This is a genomic window from Micrococcus sp. FDAARGOS_333 (genome assembly GCF_002206575.2).
In the GTDB taxonomy this organism is placed as follows: domain Bacteria; phylum Actinomycetota; class Actinomycetes; order Actinomycetales; family Micrococcaceae; genus Micrococcus; species Micrococcus lylae.
In genome coordinates this window covers 1,061,105-1,077,161 of the sequence record NZ_NJFJ02000001.1, presented here as the reverse complement: position 1 = coordinate 1,077,161, position 16,057 = coordinate 1,061,105, and the positions used below count along the sequence as shown (strand labels likewise).

The following is a 16,057-nucleotide window of genomic DNA, read 5'->3' as shown; positions in this document are numbered from 1 at the left end:
TCACGAACGAAAGCGCCCGCTGACGACATGGGGGGCCCGGACCCCAGCCGGTGAGCCGGTGGTCCGGGCCCGTCTCCTGAGCGTCGCCTCGGGCCGAGCCTCGGCGTCGTCTCGGGTCGATCAGCCCTGCACGGCGGCGCGGGCCTTCACGAAGGCCTGCACGGCGTTCTCCACGTCTTCCTCGGAGTGGGCGGCGGAGAGCTGCACGCGGATGCGGGCGGCGCCCTTCGGGACCACCGGGTAGGAGAAGGCGGTGACGTAGACGCCCTGGTCCAGCATGGCGTCGGCCACGCGGGCGGCCAGCGCCGCGTCGCCGAACATCACGGGGACGATGGCGTGCTCGCCGTCGAGCAGCTCGAAGCCCTCCTCGGTCATGCGACGGCGGAACAGGGCCGCGTTGTCGAAGAGGGTCTTGCGCAGGGCGGCGGAGCCCTCCACGAGGTCCAGGGCGGTGAGGGTGGCGGCCACGATCACCGGGGCCACGGAGTTGGAGAACAGGTAGGGGCGGCCACGCTGGCGCAGCACCTCCACGATCTCCTTGCGGCCGGACACGTAGCCGCCGGAGGCGCCGCCGAGGGCCTTGCCGAAGGTGCCGGTGTAGATGTGCACGCGGTCGGAGACGCCGGCGTGCTCGGGGGTGCCGGCACCGGTGGCGCCCATGAAGCCCACGGCGTGGGAGTCATCCACCATCACCAGGGCGCCGTACTCCTCGGCGAGGTCGCAGATCTGCTCCAGCGGGGCCAGGTAGCCGTCCATGGAGAACACCCCGTCGGTGACGATCACCGTGCGGCGGGCGCCGGCGCCGTCGTTCAGCTCCTTGGTGGCCTCCAGCTGGGCGCGCAGGTCCTCCATGTCCTGGTTGGCGTAGCGGAAGCGGTGCGCCTTGGACAGGCGGATGCCGTCGATGATCGAGGCGTGGTTCAGCGCGTCCGAGATGATGGCGTCCTCGCGGCCGAACAGGGGCTCGAAGACGGCGCCGTTGGCGTCGAAGCAGCTGGAGAACAGGATCGTGTCCTCGGTGCCGAGGAACGCGGACAGGCGCTGCTCGAGTTCGACGTGCATGTCCTGGGTGCCGCAGATGAAGCGGACGGAGGCCATGCCGAAGCCGCGCTCGTCCAGGGCCTTCTTGGCGGACTCGATCAGCCGCTCGTCGTCCGCCAGGCCGAGGTAGTTGTTGGCGCAGAAGTTCAACACCGGCTTGGGCTGGGCGTCCTCGGCACCGGCCGCAGTGGCCTGCACATGGGCGGACTGCGGGGTGGTGATGGCCCGCTCGTGCTTGTAGAGGCCGGACTCGCGGAGCTCGTTCAGCTCGGCGGCCAGCTGGTCCTTGAATGCGTACATCAGAGGTTCCTCCAGTCCAGGACGATCTTTCCGGTGGCGCCGGCACGGGCGGCGTCGAAGCCGCGCTGCCAGTCATGGGCGGGGATGACGTCGGTGACGACCGACTCGATCTGCTTCAGCAGGGCGGGGTTCGACTGCAGCATCGCGGACATCGCGTACCAGGTCTCGAACATCTCGCGGCCGTAGATGCCCTTGATGGTGATCATGTGGGTCACCACGGACTGCCAGTCGATCGCGATCTCCCCGTCCGGCAGCCCGAGCAGGGCGATCTTGCCGCCGTGGTTCATGTTGGCCACCATCTCCTGCAGCGCGGAGGCACGGCCGGACATCTCCATGCCGACGTCGAAGCCCTCCTCCATGCGCAGCTCGGCCTGGGCCTGCTTGATCCGCTGGGCGGAGACGTCGATCGCGGCGTCGGCACCCATCTGCGTCGCCAGTTCCAGGCGCGCCGGGGAGACATCGGTGATGGCGATGCGGCGGGCCCCGGCATGGCGGGCGATGCCGATGGCCATCAGGCCGATCGGCCCTGCGCCGGTGATGAGCACGTCCTCGCCGACCAGCGGGAAGGACAGGGCGGTGTGGACGGCGTTGCCCAGCGGGTCGAAGATCGCGCCGACCTCGGGGGTGATCGCGTCGTCCTTGTGCTGCCACACGTTGGACTCCGGGATCACCACGTACTCGGCGAAGGCGCCGTCTCGCTGCACGCCCACGGAGACGGTGTTGATGCACATCTGGCGGCGGCCGGCACGGCAGTTGCGGCACATGCCGCAGACCACATGTCCCTCGCCGGAGACACGCTGGCCGACGGCCACGTGCTCCACCATGTCCCCGACCTCCACGACCTCCCCGTAGAACTCGTGGCCCGGGATCATGGGGGCCTCGATCATCGCCTGCGCGGCGGCGTCATAGGCCTCGATGTGCAGATCGGTGCCGCAGATGCCGGTGGTGTGCACGCGGATCTTCACGTCGTGCGGGCCACACTCGGGCTCCGGACGGTCGGTGAACTCGAAGCCGGCGTGGGGGCCGGACTTGTACAGGGCCTTCATGGGTGTGGGCTCTCCTGATGAGGTCGGTGGTCGAAGCCGCCCCGGGGGTGGTGCGGCGGCTGCGGTGCTCGGGGCGCGACGTCGGCGGCGCGCCACCCATGAGGGTACTGTCTGCCCGGCCACAGCGCAGAGCACGGCAGGTCATCCGGCGGGCGCACCCGTCCACTCTCCGATGCTCCGGCCACGGCCCGGGCGCTGCGCGCTCCGCAGCGCCCGGACCGTGGAGCGAGGGGTCAGCCGACGCCCAGGCGCTCCATGACGATCTCGCGGACGCGGCCGGCGTCGGCCTGGCCCCGGGTGGCCTTCATCACGGGGCCGATCAGGGCGCCGATGGCCTGCATCTTGCCGCCCTTGATCTTCTCCACCACGTCCGGGTTGTCGGCGATGGCGGCGTCGACGGCCTCGGTGAGGGCGCCGTCGTCGGACACCACGGCCAGGGACCGGGCCTCCACGATCTGCTTCGGCGTGCCCTCGCCGTCGGCGACGTGGCCGAGGACCTGCTTGGCGATCTTGTCGTTGATGGTCTTGGCGGCGATCAGCTCCTCGACCTGCACCACGTGGGCGGGCTCCACGCCGAGCGCGGAGACCTCGACCTCGCGGGCGTTGGCGAGGCGGGCGATCTCGCCCATCCACCACTTGCGGGCGGCCGCCGGGGTGGCACCGGCCTCCACGGTCGCGGCGATCTCGCCGTCCACGCCGGCGTTGACCACGTCCCGGAACTCCTCGTCCGAGAAGCCCCACTCGGCCTTGAGGCGCTTGCGGCGCACGGCCGGCAGCTCGGGCAGCTCGGCGCGGACGCGCTCGACCCACTCGCGGTCCACCACCACCGGCACCAGGTCCGGCTCGGGGAAGTAGCGGTAGTCGTCCGCGTCGGACTTCGGGCGGCCCGAGGTGGTGGTGCGGGTGTCCTCGTGCCAGTGGCGGGTCTCCTGGGTGACCGTGCCGCCGGCGGCCAGCAGGGCGGCCTGGCGCTGGATCTCGTGCTGCACCGCGTGCTGCACGGCGCGGGTGGAGTTCACGTTCTTCGTCTCGGTGCGGGTGCCGAAGGTGTCCGAGCCCTTGGGCATCAGGGACACGTTGGCGTCGCAGCGGACGTTGCCCTGCTCCATCTTCGCGTCGGAGATGTCGATCGCCTTGACGATGTCGCGGATCGCGGTCACGTAGGCGCGGGCCAGCTCCGGGGCGCGGTCCCCGGCGCCGACGATCGGCCGGGTGACGATCTCGATCAGCGGCACGCCGGCACGGTTGTAGTCCACCAGGGAGGCGGAGGCGCCCTGGATGCGGCCGGAGCCGCCCTGGTGGGTCAGCTTGCCGGCGTCGTCCTCCAGGTGGGCGCGCTCGATCTCGATGCGGAAGACCTCGCCGTCCTCCAGCTCCACGTCCAGGTGGCCGTCGAACACGATCGGCTCGTCGTACTGGGAGGTCTGGAAGTTCTTCGGGGTGTCCGGGTAGAAGTAGTTCTTCCGGGCGAAGCGGCAGGATTCGGCGACCTGCGCGTTCAGGGCCACGCCGAGGCGGATCGCGTACTCCACGACCTCCTTGTTCACCACCGGCAGGGTGCCCGGCAGACCGAGGTCCAGGGCGGTGACGTTGGTGTTCGGCTCGTCGCCGAAGGCGTTCGGGGCCGAGGAGAAGATCTTGGACCTGGTGTTCAGCTCCACGTGCACCTCGAACCCGAGGACCGGGTCGAACTGCTCCATCGCCTGGCCGAAGTCCATCACGTCGTTCGAGCTCACTGCTGGCCTCCTGCGGTCGGAGCGGCGGCGCGTTCGGCGCCCTTGACGAGGTCCGGGGCCTGGGCCCAGACGGGGGTGCCGCGGCGCTCGTCCAGGAGCGCCTCGACGGCGGCGCCCACCGAGTACAGGCGGGCGTCCTCACGGGCCGGAGCCACCAGCTGCAGGCCGTACGGCAGGCCGTCCACGGTGCCGCCCGGCACGGAGAGGCCGGGGACGCCGGCGAGGTTGGCCGGGATGGTGGCGATGTCGTTGAGGTACATCGCCATCGGGTCCGTGGTCTGCGCGCCCAGCGCGAACGCCGGGGTCGGGGCGGTCGGGGTGAGCAGCACGTCGACCTTCTCGAACGCGGCGGCGAAGTCCTCCTGCACCAGGGTGCGGACCTTCTGGGCCGAGCCGTAGTAGGCGTCGTAGTAGCCGGCGGACAGGGCGTAGGTGCCCAGGATGATGCGGCGCTTGACCTCGGGGCCGAAGCCGGCCTCACGGGTGGCCGCCATGACCTGCTCGATCGTGCCGCCGCCCTCCGGCACCACGCGGTTGCCGTAGCGGACGCCGTCGTAGCGGGCCAGGTTGGAGGAGGCCTCGGAGGGCATGATCAGGTAGTACGCGGCCAGGGCGGCGTCGAAGTGCGGGCAGGAGACCTCCACGATCTCCGCACCGGCCCCGCGCAGCGCCTCCACGTCCGCGTCGAACGCGGCCTTCACACCGGCGTCGAACCCTTCCGTGGACTGGTCGGCGATGACGCCGACCTTCACACCGGTGAGGTCGCGGTTGCCGGCGGCGGCCGCGAAGTCGGCCTGCTCATCCGGCAGCGAGGTGGAGTCGCGGCGGTCGTGGCCGCCGATGACCTGCTGCAGCGCCGCGGCGTCCGCCACGGTGCGGGCGGCCGGGCCCACCTGGTCCAGGGAGGAGGCCATGGCGATCACGCCGTAGCGGGACACGGCGCCGTAGGTCGGCTTCATGCCGACGGTGCCGGTGAAGGCGGCGGGCTCGCGGATGGAGCCGCCGGTGTCCGAGCCGAGGGCGAACGGGGCGAGGAATGCCGCCACGGCCGCGGCGGAGCCGCCGCCGGAGCCGCCGGGCACGCGGTCCAGGTCCCACGGGTTGCGGGTGATGCCGAACGCGGAGTGCTCGGTGGAGCCGCCCATGGCGAACTCGTCCATGTTGGTCTTGCCGAGGATCGGCAGCTTGGCCGCGCGGATGCGCTCGATCACGTGGGCGTCGTACGGGCTCATCCAGCCGTCGAGCATCGTCGAGGCCGCGGTGGTGGGCTGGCCCACGGTGACGATGTTGTCCTTGACGGCCACCGGGACGCCGGCCAGCGGGTGCAGGGCCTCGGCCTCGGCACCGCCGGCGGCGCGGATCGCGTCCACCTCGGCGGCCACGGCGAGGGCCTCGTCGGTGTTCACGTGGAGGTAGGCGCGCACGCCGCGGTCGGAGGCGGCGTCGGAGCGCGGGTCGCCGTCGTACTCGGCGATCCGGTCCAGGTGCGCCTGCACGAGCTCCACGGAGGTGGTGGTGCCGGCGGCGAGGCGCTCGGCCATCTGCAGGGCGGTGAGGCGCACGAGCTGGTCAGCGGTCAGCTCGGCGTTCACGTCGAAGCTCTCAGTCATGGCTGTGCTCACTCTCCGTCCAGGATCGCGGGGACCTTGAACTGGCCGTCCTCGGAGTCCGGCGCCTGGTCGAGGGCCTGCTCCTGGGTCAGCGTGTCCCGCGGCTCGTCCTCGCGGAAGACGTTGGTCAGCGGGATCGGGTGGGAGGTCGGCACAACGTCCTCGCCGGCCACCTCCTGCACCTGGGAGATGGAGTCCAGGATGAGGCCGAGCTCGCCGGACAGGGTGTCCAGCTCCTGCTCGCTCATCCGGATGTGGGCCAGGCGGGCCAGATGGGCCACCTGGTCTCGAGTGATCTCAGCCATGGATCTCCTCGGTCGTCGGTCGGCGGTCTCCCGCCCGGCTGCGGGCACGGCGGGGCCGGCCGGCAGGCGAGGCGGGGGTCTGCGTCGAGTCTAGTCGCTCACTGCACACCGGCCCCGCGTGGACTCACGCGTCAGGAGGACTCCAGCTCCATCCGGTACACGGGGAACGGCCCCTTGTCCTCCTCCGGCGGGATCCCGGGGATGACCTCGGAGAGCATCCAGTCCCGGCTCGGCACGTGCTCGAACCCGTGGGCGGTGTAGAGCCGCTGTGCCCCACGCATGGAGAGCACCGTGGACAGCACCACGGCGTGCACGCCCTCGGTCTGCCTCGCCCGCTCGATCACGGCCTCCACCAGGGCTCGGGCCACTCCGCGGCGGTGCAGGTCCGGGTGCACGGCGAGCATGCGGAACTCGAACTCGTCCTCGTAGGCGACCTCGGCCCAGGGGTGGCCGTGCGGGGCGAGCACCACGGAGCCGGCCACGCGGGGCCGGCCGTCCACGGGGACCTCGGCCACGAGCACCTCGGCCTCGGCGGCGCGGGTGGCCACGTCGCGGAGCTTGGGCAGGTAGGCGTCGTCCGGCTTCACGTGCCCGCCCTGGACGTAGGCCTGCTCGGTCAGCTCCGCCACACAGGCGTAGTCCGCCTCGGTGATCGGACGCACGACGACGGACGTCCTCCCTTCGTTGTCCGCACCCCCGATGGACGTGGTCGGCGTGGCCTGCTGCTCGTCTGAGCTCATGCGCCCCTCCTCCGTGCGGCCGCCTGCAGCATCTGGCGCAGGCGTGCGATGTTCTTCTCACCGCTGACCACCACCGCCTGGCGGCGGCTGACGGCGGTGGGGACGGTCTCGTCTGGCCGGCCCTCGAGCACGCCGGTGCGGCGTTCGTGGGCCTCCCAGAGCTGGGCGCGGCCCTGCTCGTCGGTCCAGATGTTGACCCAGTAGGCGGTGTCCCGCTCCTGTGCGCTCAGGCTCCGGATGAGCTTGAGGCAGAACTGGCAGCCGGGGCGCCAGTAGAGCACGACTCCCCCGTTCGCCACATGTTCCTCGACGCCGGAGGCCGGACGGGAGGAGACCTTCATGGCCGGCCAGTACCAGACGCCGAAGGCGGCGATCAGCAGTCCGGGGATCACGAGCCAGATGTTGCCGTCGACCGCGCCCCAGCCCGCGAAGGCCAGGCCGAAACAGGTGAAGACCACCGGGTAGTACCAGGGCTGTCCGAACAGTCTCCTCATGCCATCGCCGTCCGCAGGGTGTGCTCGAGCCCGCCGAGGTCGCCGGCGAGCATCCAGCCCGGGTGGGCGTCGCCGTCGGGGTGGGCCGGGCGCACCACGGGCACGCCGGCCTCCTCGGCGATCAGGGCACCGGCCGCCCAGTCGTACTCCTGGGTGCCGTACTCCGCGTAGGCGTCCAGGGTGCCGTCCGCGACCATGCACAGGTCCAGGGCGGCCGAGCCGATGCGGCGGACGTCCCCGAACTCTGCGAACACCGCGGCGAGCGCCTGGACCTGCCGGGCGCGGCGTTCGGCGTCGTAGCCGAAGCCGGTGGCGATCAGCCGCCCCGAACGGCCCGGCACGGGACCGGTGAGTCGCACGGGAGCGTCACGGTCCTCGCGGGCGGAGGCGGCCGTCGTCGCGTCCACGGTGGAGTGCGCGCCGCCGCCGGCGTGCGCGTACCAGGTGCGGCCGAGCGCCGGGGCGACGACGGTCCCCGCCAGCCAGCGCCCCTCCCCGTGGCCGTCCGGTCCCCAGACCGCCACGGATGTGCAGAACTGGGGGATGCCGCGGATGAAGTTGGTGGTGCCGTCCAGCGGGTCGATGGACCAGCGGTACCCGGTGGGATCGTCCGGGACCGTGGCCCCGTACTCCTCACCGGTGATCTCGTCCTGCGGCCGGTAGCCCGAGATCACCGCGCGCACGGCGTCCTCGGCGCGGCGGTCGAAGTCGGTGACCCAGTCCGAGCCGGAGGTCTTCGTCTCCGCGCCCAGTGAGGCCGCGGTCAGCGGGGTCGCCGGGTGTGCGGCGGTCCAGCGCTCGTTGAGCACGGCGGCGCCGGCACGGGCGGCGGCCCGGGCGACGGCGAGCAGCCCGGCGGGGGTGACGGCGGCGCTCACCTGTCCTCCTCCGCACCCTCGGACGCGGCGCCCTCCTTGGCGTCAGCGCCCTCGTCGCCGTCCACGGCCTCTTCGGCGAAGGCCTCGGGTCCTTCGGCGAGCAGGCGCTTGAAGCCGTCCTCGTCCAGCACGGGGACGCCGAGGGACTCGGCCTTGTCGAGCTTGGAGCCGGCGGAGGCGCCGGCCACCAGGAAGTGGGTCTTCTTGGACACGGAGCCGGAGGCCTTGCCGCCGCGGACCAGGATGGCCTCCTTGGCAGAGTCGCGGCTGAAGTCCTCCAGGGTGCCGGTGACCACCACGGTCACTCCCTCCAGGGTGCGCGGAGTGGACTCGTCCTGCTCGTCCTCCATGCGCACGCCGGCGGCGGCCCAGGCCTCCACGATCGCCACGTGCTCCGGCACGGCGAACCACTCCACCACCGCCTCGGCGATGATCGGTCCGACGCCGTCCGTCTCGGACAGGCGCTCGACGTCCTTCGCCTCCGCCACCTCGCGCAGCGCGTCCATGGAGCCGAAGGCCACGGCCAGGGAGCGGGCGGCGGTGGGGCCGACGTGCCGGATGGACAGCGCCACGAGCACCCGCCACAGCGGCTGGGACTTGGCCTTCTGAAGCTCCTCGAACAGGCGCAGGGTGTTGGCGGTCGGTGCGGACGGCTTCTTCGCGGAGCCCTGGGTGAAGAACGCCGGCTTGAGCTCCCACACGCCGGATGGCACGAACTTCCCGTCCACCTTGGTGCGCTTCTCCCGCCAGACCCGGACGTCGCCGAGCGAGCGCTGCAGGTCCGACAGGCCGTCCTCGCCGCGGGGTCCGGTGATCTCCTCCGGGGTCCCGGTGGCGAGGTCGAAGACCTGGGCGGTGGAGGTGAGCACGCCGGCACCCTCCGGGGTGACCACGCCCTCCTGACCTGCCGGGTCCGGGCCGGGACCGGTGGTGAGCCAGACGGCGGCCTCCTCGCCGAGCGCCTCCACGTCGAACGCGCCGCGGGATGCCAGATGCTCCATGCGGCCGGCCAGCTGGGCCGGGCAGGTCAGCGAGTTCGGGCAGCGCAGGTCCACGTCCCCCTCCTTGGCCGGGGCCAGGGCGGTGCCGCAGGACGGGCACTCGGCGGGCATGACGAACTCGCGCAGCTCCTCGCCGGCGGCCTCGGCCTTCTCACGGAGCGGCAGCACGGGGCCAACCACCTCGGGGATGACGTCGCCGGCCTTGCGCAGCACCACCGTGTCCCCGATGAGCACGCCCTTGGCCTTGACCACGTCCTGGTTGTGCAGGGTGGCCATGGAGACGGTGGACCCGGCGACCGTGGCCGGCTCCATCACCGCGTACGGGGTCACCCGCCCGGTGCGGCCCACGGAGACCTGGATGTCCAGCAGCTTCGTGTGGACCTCCTCCGGCGGGTACTTGTAGGCGGCGGCCCAGCGGGGCACGCGGGAGGTGTGGCCCAGGGCCCGCTGGTCCGCGAAGTCGTCCGCCTTCACCACGATGCCGTCGATCTCATGCACCAGCTCGTGGCGGCGCCGGCCGTACTCGGCGATGACCTCGAGGATGCCCTGCAGTGCCGTGTCCCCGAGACCGGTCACGGTACGGGTGTACGGGCTGGTGGGCAGACCCCAGCCGGCGAGCGCCTCATAGGTCTCGCCCTGGCTGGACAGGTCCAGGCCGGAGTGGGCGCCGATGCCGTGGACGAACATGCTCAGCGGGCGGGCGGCGGTGACCTTGGGGTCCTTCTGGCGCAGCGAACCGGCGGCGGCGTTGCGCGGGTTGGCGAAGGGGGCCTTGCCGTCCTCGGCGCGGGAGTCGTTGAGAGCGCGGAAGTCCGCGGAGGACATGAAGACCTCGCCGCGGACCTCGAGGTCCTCCGGCCAGCCCTCGCCCTCCAGGCGCTGCGGGATGGAGCCGATGGTGCGGACGTTGTGGGTGACGTCCTCGCCGGTCACGCCGTCGCCGCGGGTGGCGGCCCGGGTGAGCACGCCGTTCTGGTAGCGCAGGTTGACGGCGAGCCCGTCGATCTTGACCTCCACGAGCCAGCGCGGCTCGGCACCAGGGCGGGCGGCCGCCACAGCCTCGGCGGTGCGGCGGAACCAGACTTCGAGCTCGCTCTCGGAGAACAGGTCCTCGAGGGAGTACATGCGGGCGCCGTGGGTGACGGGGGCGAAGGCCTCGGAGGCCTCGCCGCCGACCTCCTGGGTCGGCGAGTCGTTGGCCACGATCTCCGGGTGGAGGGTCTCGAGGTCCTCGAGGCGCCGGTAGAGCCGGTCGTACTCGGCGTCGGAGAGCTCGGGGGCGTCCTTCTGGTAGTAGGCGGTGCGGGCGGCGCGCACCTGCTCCACCAGCTCCTGGTACTCCTCGCGCAGGGAGGCCTGCGGGGTGTCCTCGGCGTCCGACACATGCGCCTCGGCGGCGGTGTCGGCGGGCACGGCGGACTCGGCGTGGGGATCCTTCTGGGCAGTCACGGCCCCAGCCTAGTGAACGGGCGGGGCGGACACCGCCGGCGGCGCCCTGCTCAGCCGGCGGTCGGCTCCGCCTCTGCGGCGGCCTCAGCGTCCTCGGGGATCTGCACGAGCACCACGGTGACGTTGTCCCGGCCGCCGCGCCAGAGGGCGGCCTGGACGAGGGCGTCCACGGCGGACTGTGGGTCCGTGTTGTCCTCGAGCAGGGCGAGGACCTCCTCGTCCAGCAGCTCACCGGTCAGGCCGTCCGAGCAGAGCAGGAAGCGGTCTCCGGGCACGGCGTGGACCTCGCCCACGTCCACGACGAGCTGCTCGGTGGTGCCGAGGGCTCGGGTGATGACGTTGCGGCGCGGGTGCACGCGGGCCTCATCCGGTGTGAGCTCGCCGGCGTCCACGAGCATCTGCACGGCGGAGTGGTCCACCGTGAGCTGCTGCAGCACCGCGGAGCCCGCCGGGCGGCGGTAGACGCGGGAGTCGCCGACGTTGGCCACGGCCCAGCGCCCCTCCGCGGGGTCGAGAGCGGCCAGCAGGGTGAGGGTGGTGCCGGAGCCGTCCGGGCCCTGCTCGAGCACCGCCTGGTGGGCGGCGTGCACGAGCTCGCCGAGGCCCTCGAGGGAGGGGCCGCCCTCGGCCTGGACCAGGCGTGCGAGGCCGTCGTCGAGGGCACGCACGGCGGCGGCGGAGGCCACCTCGCCGGCGGCATGGCCGCCCATGCCGTCCGCGACGGCGGCCAGGAACACGGGATCGGTGAGCACGGTGTAGGAGTCTTCGTTGAGCTCGCGGACGGCGCCGACGTCCGTGCGGGCGGCCACCAGCGGATGCTGCGGAGACGTCTGGTCAGTGGAGTCGGTCATGCATCCTCATCGGTCGAAGTCGAGGCCGTCGGCGGACGCGGCCAGCAGCATGGAGGGTCGGACCTCCCCGAAGCCGCGCACGATCTGCGGCGGCTGCGGGACCAGGACGAAGCGGTCGTCCCGGGCCAGGGCGGCGGCGGTGAGGGAGTCCACCAGGACGGTGCCCGGATCGGCCAGCACCGTCAGCCGTGCGGCCAGGTTCACGGTGGGGCCGTAGATGTCTCCGAGGCGGGAGAGCACGCGCCCCCAGGTGAGGGCCACGCGGGCCGCCGGCAGCACCGGGTCCTCGGACATGGCGCGGGCCAGGTGCAGGGCGATCCTTGCGCCGACCTCGGGGGTCTCGGCGTTGAAGAGGACCTCGTCTCCGATGGTCTTGACCAGCCAGCCGCCCTCGGCCGTGATGATGTCCGCGGCCCGGGCCTCGAAGCGCTGGACCATGCGGGCCAGGGTGCGCTCGTCCATGGTCCGGGACATGGAGGTGTAGGAGACCATGTCCGCGAAGCCGACGGCGCGGGCCAGCGGGAGCGGGGCGTCGTCCTCGGAGCCGTCACGGCCCCGCTCGGAGGCGGCCAGCCCGGCTTCCACGTTGACCGTGAGGCGCTGGACGGCGTTGTTCAGCTGGCGCCGGTAGACGGTCTGCATGACCTTCTCCAGCGGGGTGATGAGCTCCGGGAGCATGTCCACCACCTCGCGGCGGGCCTCCGGGTCGGACGTCCCGGAGGCCACGCGGTCCTCCACGAGGGCCTCGATCTGCCACACCACCATGCGGTCCGTCATCTGGCCGATCGAGCGGGCCAGGGAGCCTGCGGTGGCCTCGGTGAGCACGCCGCGGCGGACGAGGGACAGGATGACCTCGAAGGACTCGAGGTCCGCGGCCGTGAAGACCTTCTCGCCCTCGGGCACGTGGGAGAAGCCGAGGGACTGCCAGATGGGGCGGGCGGACTCGGCGGGTATGCCGAGCCGCTCGGCGGCCTCCTCGCGGGTGTACCTGCGCGGGCCCACCACGAGCCCGGCGTCCAGGGTCCGCATGGCGGTGGTCCAGCCGGGGTTCTGCGGGAGCGCGTCGCGGTCGCGCGGCATGTGGTCGGTCATCGGCCCCACCTTCCGGTGTGCGTGCCGGCGGCGTGGCGCGGGACGGCGGCCCAGGCGCGCTCGCTCCGGCGGCGGGCAGAGACGGTCTCGTCCGCCATGGCGGCCTCGAAGCGCTCGATCTCCGGGACGTTCGTCAGGCGCCAGTAGACCTGCTGGAAGGCATCCTGGAAGGTGACGTGCAGGTCCCCGGCGCCGGAGCCGCGGCGGCGCTGTTCCACGGCGGCGATGCTCAGCAGCGGCATGGACCGCTCCCCGCCTCCGAGGGGGCCGGACTGCACCAGGCGGTCCGAGGTGAGCACCACGGTGCGAGTGGCCCACCGCCACAGCGGGCGGACAGTCCCCAGCAGCACCACGAGGGCGGCGATGACCATGGCGGCCGCACGCAGCGGCGTCACGTACTGCGCCAGCGGCGCGGCAAGGTCCGGCCGTTCCAGCCAGCCCACCACGAAGGCCAGGGCGGCGGCGGTGAGGACCAGGACGGCGCCGGCGCCGAGCAGCTGGCGCGGGTGGGCGCGCGTGCGGATCACGACGTGCTCGTTCTCCTCGAGTCGCATCGCCCCTCCTTCATGTCTGCGCGGGCGGGCACGCCGCCAGGCGGCGGTCAGTGCGCACGGCGGACGTCTCCGCGCAGGTGGACCACGTCCCCTGCGCTGATCTCACGCACCGCCATCTTCTCATGGCCCCCCGTGGCGGATGCCACACGCAGGGTCCCGCCGGGGCCGAGTCCGACGGCCTCCCCTTCGAGCACCTCTCCACCGGGCAGCTCGGCCCGCACCTGCCGTCCCAGCGTGGACAGATGGTCCACGACGCCGGCCACGCACCCGTGCGTGCCGTCCACCACCCCGCCGTCGGCGGGCAGGGCGGCGGCCCAGCCGCGGACCCGGTCCAGGACCGCCGCGTGGATGCGGGCGGCCAGATCCCGGGGGGTGGGAAGCTCCTCGGCGGGCATCCAGTCCGAGAGTGCGGTGGCGGTCTCCACGGGGACACCGGCGCGGTGGTCCACGTTCACGCCCATGCCGACGGCCACGCCCCCGCCGGGGGTGACCGCGGCGAGCACGCCGCACAGCTTGCGGCCGTCGGCCACCAGCACGTCGTTGGGCCACTTCAGGTGGGCCGGGACACCAAGCTCCCGGACGACGTCCACCACCGCAGAGGCCACCACGAGCGAGAGCCAGGAGTAGTGCTGCACGCCGACCGGCGGCCGCCAGGCCTCCGGGGTCAGGTGGACGGTCAGGGCGAGGGCCGTGCCGGGCGGAGTCGTCCACGTACGCCCCTGACGCCCACGGCCGGCGCGCTGGTCCGCGGAGGCGAGGGCGCCGCCGTCGGGAAGCCCGGGGCCGCCGGGGGCGAGCCTGCGCAGCAGCTCGTCCTGCGTGGAGTCCACGGTCTCGAGCCAGATCATCTCGGTCATGACCCCTACCTATACCGCAGTGCCCTGCACGGCTCCTGCAGAGCCCGGCCGGTGTTTTGGAGGTTTCCTCCAAGCCGACGACGACGCGGCGCATGCCTAGACTGGCGAATTGCGGCAGTTCCGGCCAGCCTTCTGGACCAGGAGGGATTGTCCGAACCCTGCAATCCGCCGCAGGACGCACGAGAACGCACCGTCGCAAGGAGAGCATCCGTGACCTCACCGGACCTGACCACCACGGCCGGCCGCCTCGAGGACCTGCATCAGCGCCTCGAGAAGACGCAGGCCCCCAGCGGGGAGGCCGCCGTCGAGCGCCAGCACTCCCGCGGCAAGGGCACCGCCCGCGAGCGCATCGAGATGCTCCTGGACGAGGGCTCGTTCGTGGAGCTCGACGCCCTGGCCGTGCACCGCACCACCGCGTTCGGCATGGACACCAAGCATCCGGCCGGCGACGGCGTGGTGGCCGGCTTCGGCACCGTGGACGGCCGCCAGGTGGCCGTGTACTCGCAGGACTTCACCGTGTTCGGCGGCTCGCTGTCCGAGCGCAACGGCCAGAAGATCGTGAAGGTCCAGCAGTTCGCCGCCCGCAACGGCTGCCCCGTGGTCGGCATCCTGGACGGCGGCGGCGCCCGCATCCAGGAGGGCGTGGCGTCCCTGGCCCAGTTCGCGGACATCTTCCGCGCCAACGTGCTCGCCTCCGGCGTGGTCCCGCAGATCTCCCTGATCATGGGCCCCTCCGCCGGCGGCGCCGCCTACTCCCCCGCCCTGACGGACGTGGTGGTCATGGTGGACAAGACCTCCCACATGTTCATCACCGGCCCGGACGTCATCAAGACCGTCACCGGCGAGGACGTGGACATGGAGACCCTCGGCGGCGCGCACTCGCACTCCACCACCTCCGGCACCGCCCACTACATGGCCGAGTCCGAGGAGGACGCCATCTCCTACGTGCAGGAGCTGCTCGAGTTCCTGCCGTCGAACAACCTCGCCGAGGCCCCCGTCTTCCCGGCCCCGGCGGACCTGGAGGTCACCGAGGAGGACGAGGAGCTGGACACCCTCGTCCCGGACTCGGCCAACCAGCCGTACGACATGCTGGACGTGATCGGCTCCGTGGTGGACGACGGCCACATCCTGCAGCTGCAGGAGCTGTACGCGCCGAACGTGATCACCGGTCTGGCGCGCATGGACGGCATGTCCGTGGGCGTGGTGGCCAACCAGCCGATGCAGTTCGCCGGCACCCTTGACATCGCCGCCTCGGAGAAGGCCGCCCGTTTCGTCCGGTTCTGCGACGCCTTCAACATCCCCATCCTCACCTTCGTGGACGTTCCCGGCTTCCTGCCCGGCACGGACCAGGAGTTCAACGGCATCATCCGCCGCGGCGCGAAGCTGATCTTCGCCTACGCCGAGGCCACCGTGCCGAAGCTGACCGTGATCACCCGCAAGGCCTTCGGCGGCGCGTACATCGTGATGGGCTCCAAGAAGCTCGGCGCGGACCTGAACCTGGCGTGGCCGTCCGCTCAGATCGGCGTGATGGGCCCGCAGGGCGCCGTCAACATCCTCTACCGCAGGGACCTGGCCGCCGCGGCCGAGGCCGGCGAGGACGTGGAGGCCACGCGCGCCCAGCTGGTGCAGGACTACGAGGCCGAGCTGCTCAATCCGTACCAGGCCGCCGAGCTCGGCTACGTGGACGCCGTCATCCCGCCGTCCCACACCCGCGTGAACCTGCTCAAGGCGCTGCGGGCCACCCTGCACAAGCGCGAAGCCCGGCCCGCCAAGAAGCACGGGAACATGCCGCTGTGAGCACCGAGCAGAACCCGGAGCGCTTCGACGCGGACACCACCGCCGCCGAGGAGACGCAGGAGGCCGTGCAGATCTCCGGCGCCCACCTGGAGCCGGAGGAGATGGCCGCGCTGACCGCCGTCATCCACCAGCTGCAGGCCGGCGCTCCCCCGGTGGAGAGCGAGCGCGGGGGCCGCGAGCGGCACCGCCCCTCCGGCCCACGCGGCGTGGACCGCACCCTGGACCGCCGCCAGCGGCTCGGGCTGTGGGCCCGGCCCGGCTCCGGCCAGTGGCGGCGGGCGGCCGGGCAGGACTGACGGCGGCCAG

The 16,057-nt window shown here is 72.4% G+C and carries 15 protein-coding genes; 2 read left to right on the top strand and 13 right to left on the bottom strand.

The window, feature by feature from the left end; all coding sequences use genetic code 11:
• Positions 1–120: 120 nt before the first annotated feature.
• The 13 genes from CEQ11_RS04780 to CEQ11_RS04720 form a co-directional block, all read right to left on the bottom strand.
• Complete coding sequence (locus CEQ11_RS04780; protein WP_088477924.1) at positions 121–1,341, bottom strand: glycine C-acetyltransferase; 1,221 nt, start codon at positions 1,339–1,341, stop codon at positions 121–123.
• Positions 1,341–2,387 (bottom strand): L-threonine 3-dehydrogenase, encoded by a 1,047-nt coding sequence (gene tdh / locus CEQ11_RS04775; protein ID WP_088477923.1) that lies wholly within the window; start codon positions 2,385–2,387, stop codon positions 1,341–1,343. The genes CEQ11_RS04780 and tdh overlap by 1 nt, the downstream gene beginning before the upstream one ends.
• 233 nt (positions 2,388–2,620) lie before the next feature.
• Complete coding sequence (gene gatB, locus CEQ11_RS04770) at positions 2,621–4,123, bottom strand: Asp-tRNA(Asn)/Glu-tRNA(Gln) amidotransferase subunit GatB (RefSeq protein WP_067191388.1); 1,503 nt, start codon at positions 4,121–4,123, stop codon at positions 2,621–2,623.
• Entirely contained in the window at positions 4,120–5,733 is a 1,614-nt protein-coding gene (gatA, locus tag CEQ11_RS04765; protein ID WP_193762984.1) for an Asp-tRNA(Asn)/Glu-tRNA(Gln) amidotransferase subunit GatA, read from the bottom strand. Before gatA ends, gatB begins: the two co-directional genes overlap by 4 nt.
• An 8-nt stretch (positions 5,734–5,741) precedes the next feature.
• A complete protein-coding gene (gene gatC, locus CEQ11_RS04760) occupies positions 5,742–6,038 on the bottom strand; it encodes an Asp-tRNA(Asn)/Glu-tRNA(Gln) amidotransferase subunit GatC (protein ID WP_067191392.1) in 297 nt (98 codons plus the stop codon).
• A gap of 131 nt (positions 6,039–6,169) precedes the next feature.
• A complete protein-coding gene (locus CEQ11_RS04755; RefSeq protein ID WP_088477921.1) occupies positions 6,170–6,778 on the bottom strand; it encodes a GNAT family N-acetyltransferase in 609 nt (202 codons plus the stop codon).
• The gene (locus CEQ11_RS04750; protein WP_127913463.1) at positions 6,775–7,272 is read right to left on the bottom strand and encodes a glutaredoxin domain-containing protein; all 498 of its coding nucleotides are present in this window, start codon (positions 7,270–7,272) and stop codon (positions 6,775–6,777) included. The genes CEQ11_RS04755 and CEQ11_RS04750 overlap by 4 nt, the downstream gene beginning before the upstream one ends.
• Entirely contained in the window at positions 7,269–8,150 is an 882-nt protein-coding gene (locus tag CEQ11_RS04745) for an inositol monophosphatase family protein (RefSeq protein WP_088477919.1), read from the bottom strand. Before CEQ11_RS04745 ends, CEQ11_RS04750 begins: the two co-directional genes overlap by 4 nt.
• Complete coding sequence (gene ligA, locus CEQ11_RS04740; RefSeq protein ID WP_193763041.1) at positions 8,147–10,564, bottom strand: NAD-dependent DNA ligase LigA; 2,418 nt, start codon at positions 10,562–10,564, stop codon at positions 8,147–8,149. Before ligA ends, CEQ11_RS04745 begins: the two co-directional genes overlap by 4 nt.
• Positions 10,565–10,650: 86 nt before the next feature.
• Positions 10,651–11,451: a PP2C family serine/threonine-protein phosphatase gene (locus CEQ11_RS04735; RefSeq protein WP_087134590.1), complete on the bottom strand. Its 801-nt coding sequence runs from the start codon at positions 11,449–11,451 to the stop codon at positions 10,651–10,653.
• 6 nt (positions 11,452–11,457) lie between these two features.
• Positions 11,458–12,543, bottom strand: a complete 1,086-nt coding sequence (locus CEQ11_RS04730; protein WP_088477917.1) for an adenylate/guanylate cyclase domain-containing protein — start codon at positions 12,541–12,543, stop codon at positions 11,458–11,460.
• On the bottom strand, positions 12,540–13,097 hold the full coding sequence (locus CEQ11_RS04725) for a hypothetical protein (protein ID WP_067188261.1): 558 nt from the start codon (positions 13,095–13,097) through the stop codon (positions 12,540–12,542). Before CEQ11_RS04725 ends, CEQ11_RS04730 begins: the two co-directional genes overlap by 4 nt.
• Before the next feature lie 47 nt (positions 13,098–13,144).
• On the bottom strand, positions 13,145–13,954 hold the full coding sequence (locus tag CEQ11_RS04720; RefSeq protein WP_088477916.1) for a biotin--[acetyl-CoA-carboxylase] ligase: 810 nt from the start codon (positions 13,952–13,954) through the stop codon (positions 13,145–13,147).
• A 210-nt stretch (positions 13,955–14,164) separates the two neighbouring features.
• Between CEQ11_RS04720 and CEQ11_RS04715 the strand changes: the two genes are divergently transcribed.
• Both CEQ11_RS04715 and CEQ11_RS04710 read left to right on the top strand, forming a co-directional pair.
• Positions 14,165–15,751 carry an acyl-CoA carboxylase subunit beta gene (locus CEQ11_RS04715; RefSeq protein WP_088477915.1) on the top strand — a complete coding sequence of 529 codons (1,587 nt, stop codon included), beginning with the start codon at positions 14,165–14,167 and terminating at the stop codon, positions 15,749–15,751.
• Positions 15,748–16,047, top strand: a complete 300-nt coding sequence (locus CEQ11_RS04710; RefSeq protein WP_227718745.1) for an acyl-CoA carboxylase subunit epsilon — start codon at positions 15,748–15,750, stop codon at positions 16,045–16,047. The genes CEQ11_RS04715 and CEQ11_RS04710 overlap by 4 nt, the downstream gene beginning before the upstream one ends.
• The last annotated feature ends 10 nt before the right edge of the window (positions 16,048–16,057 follow it).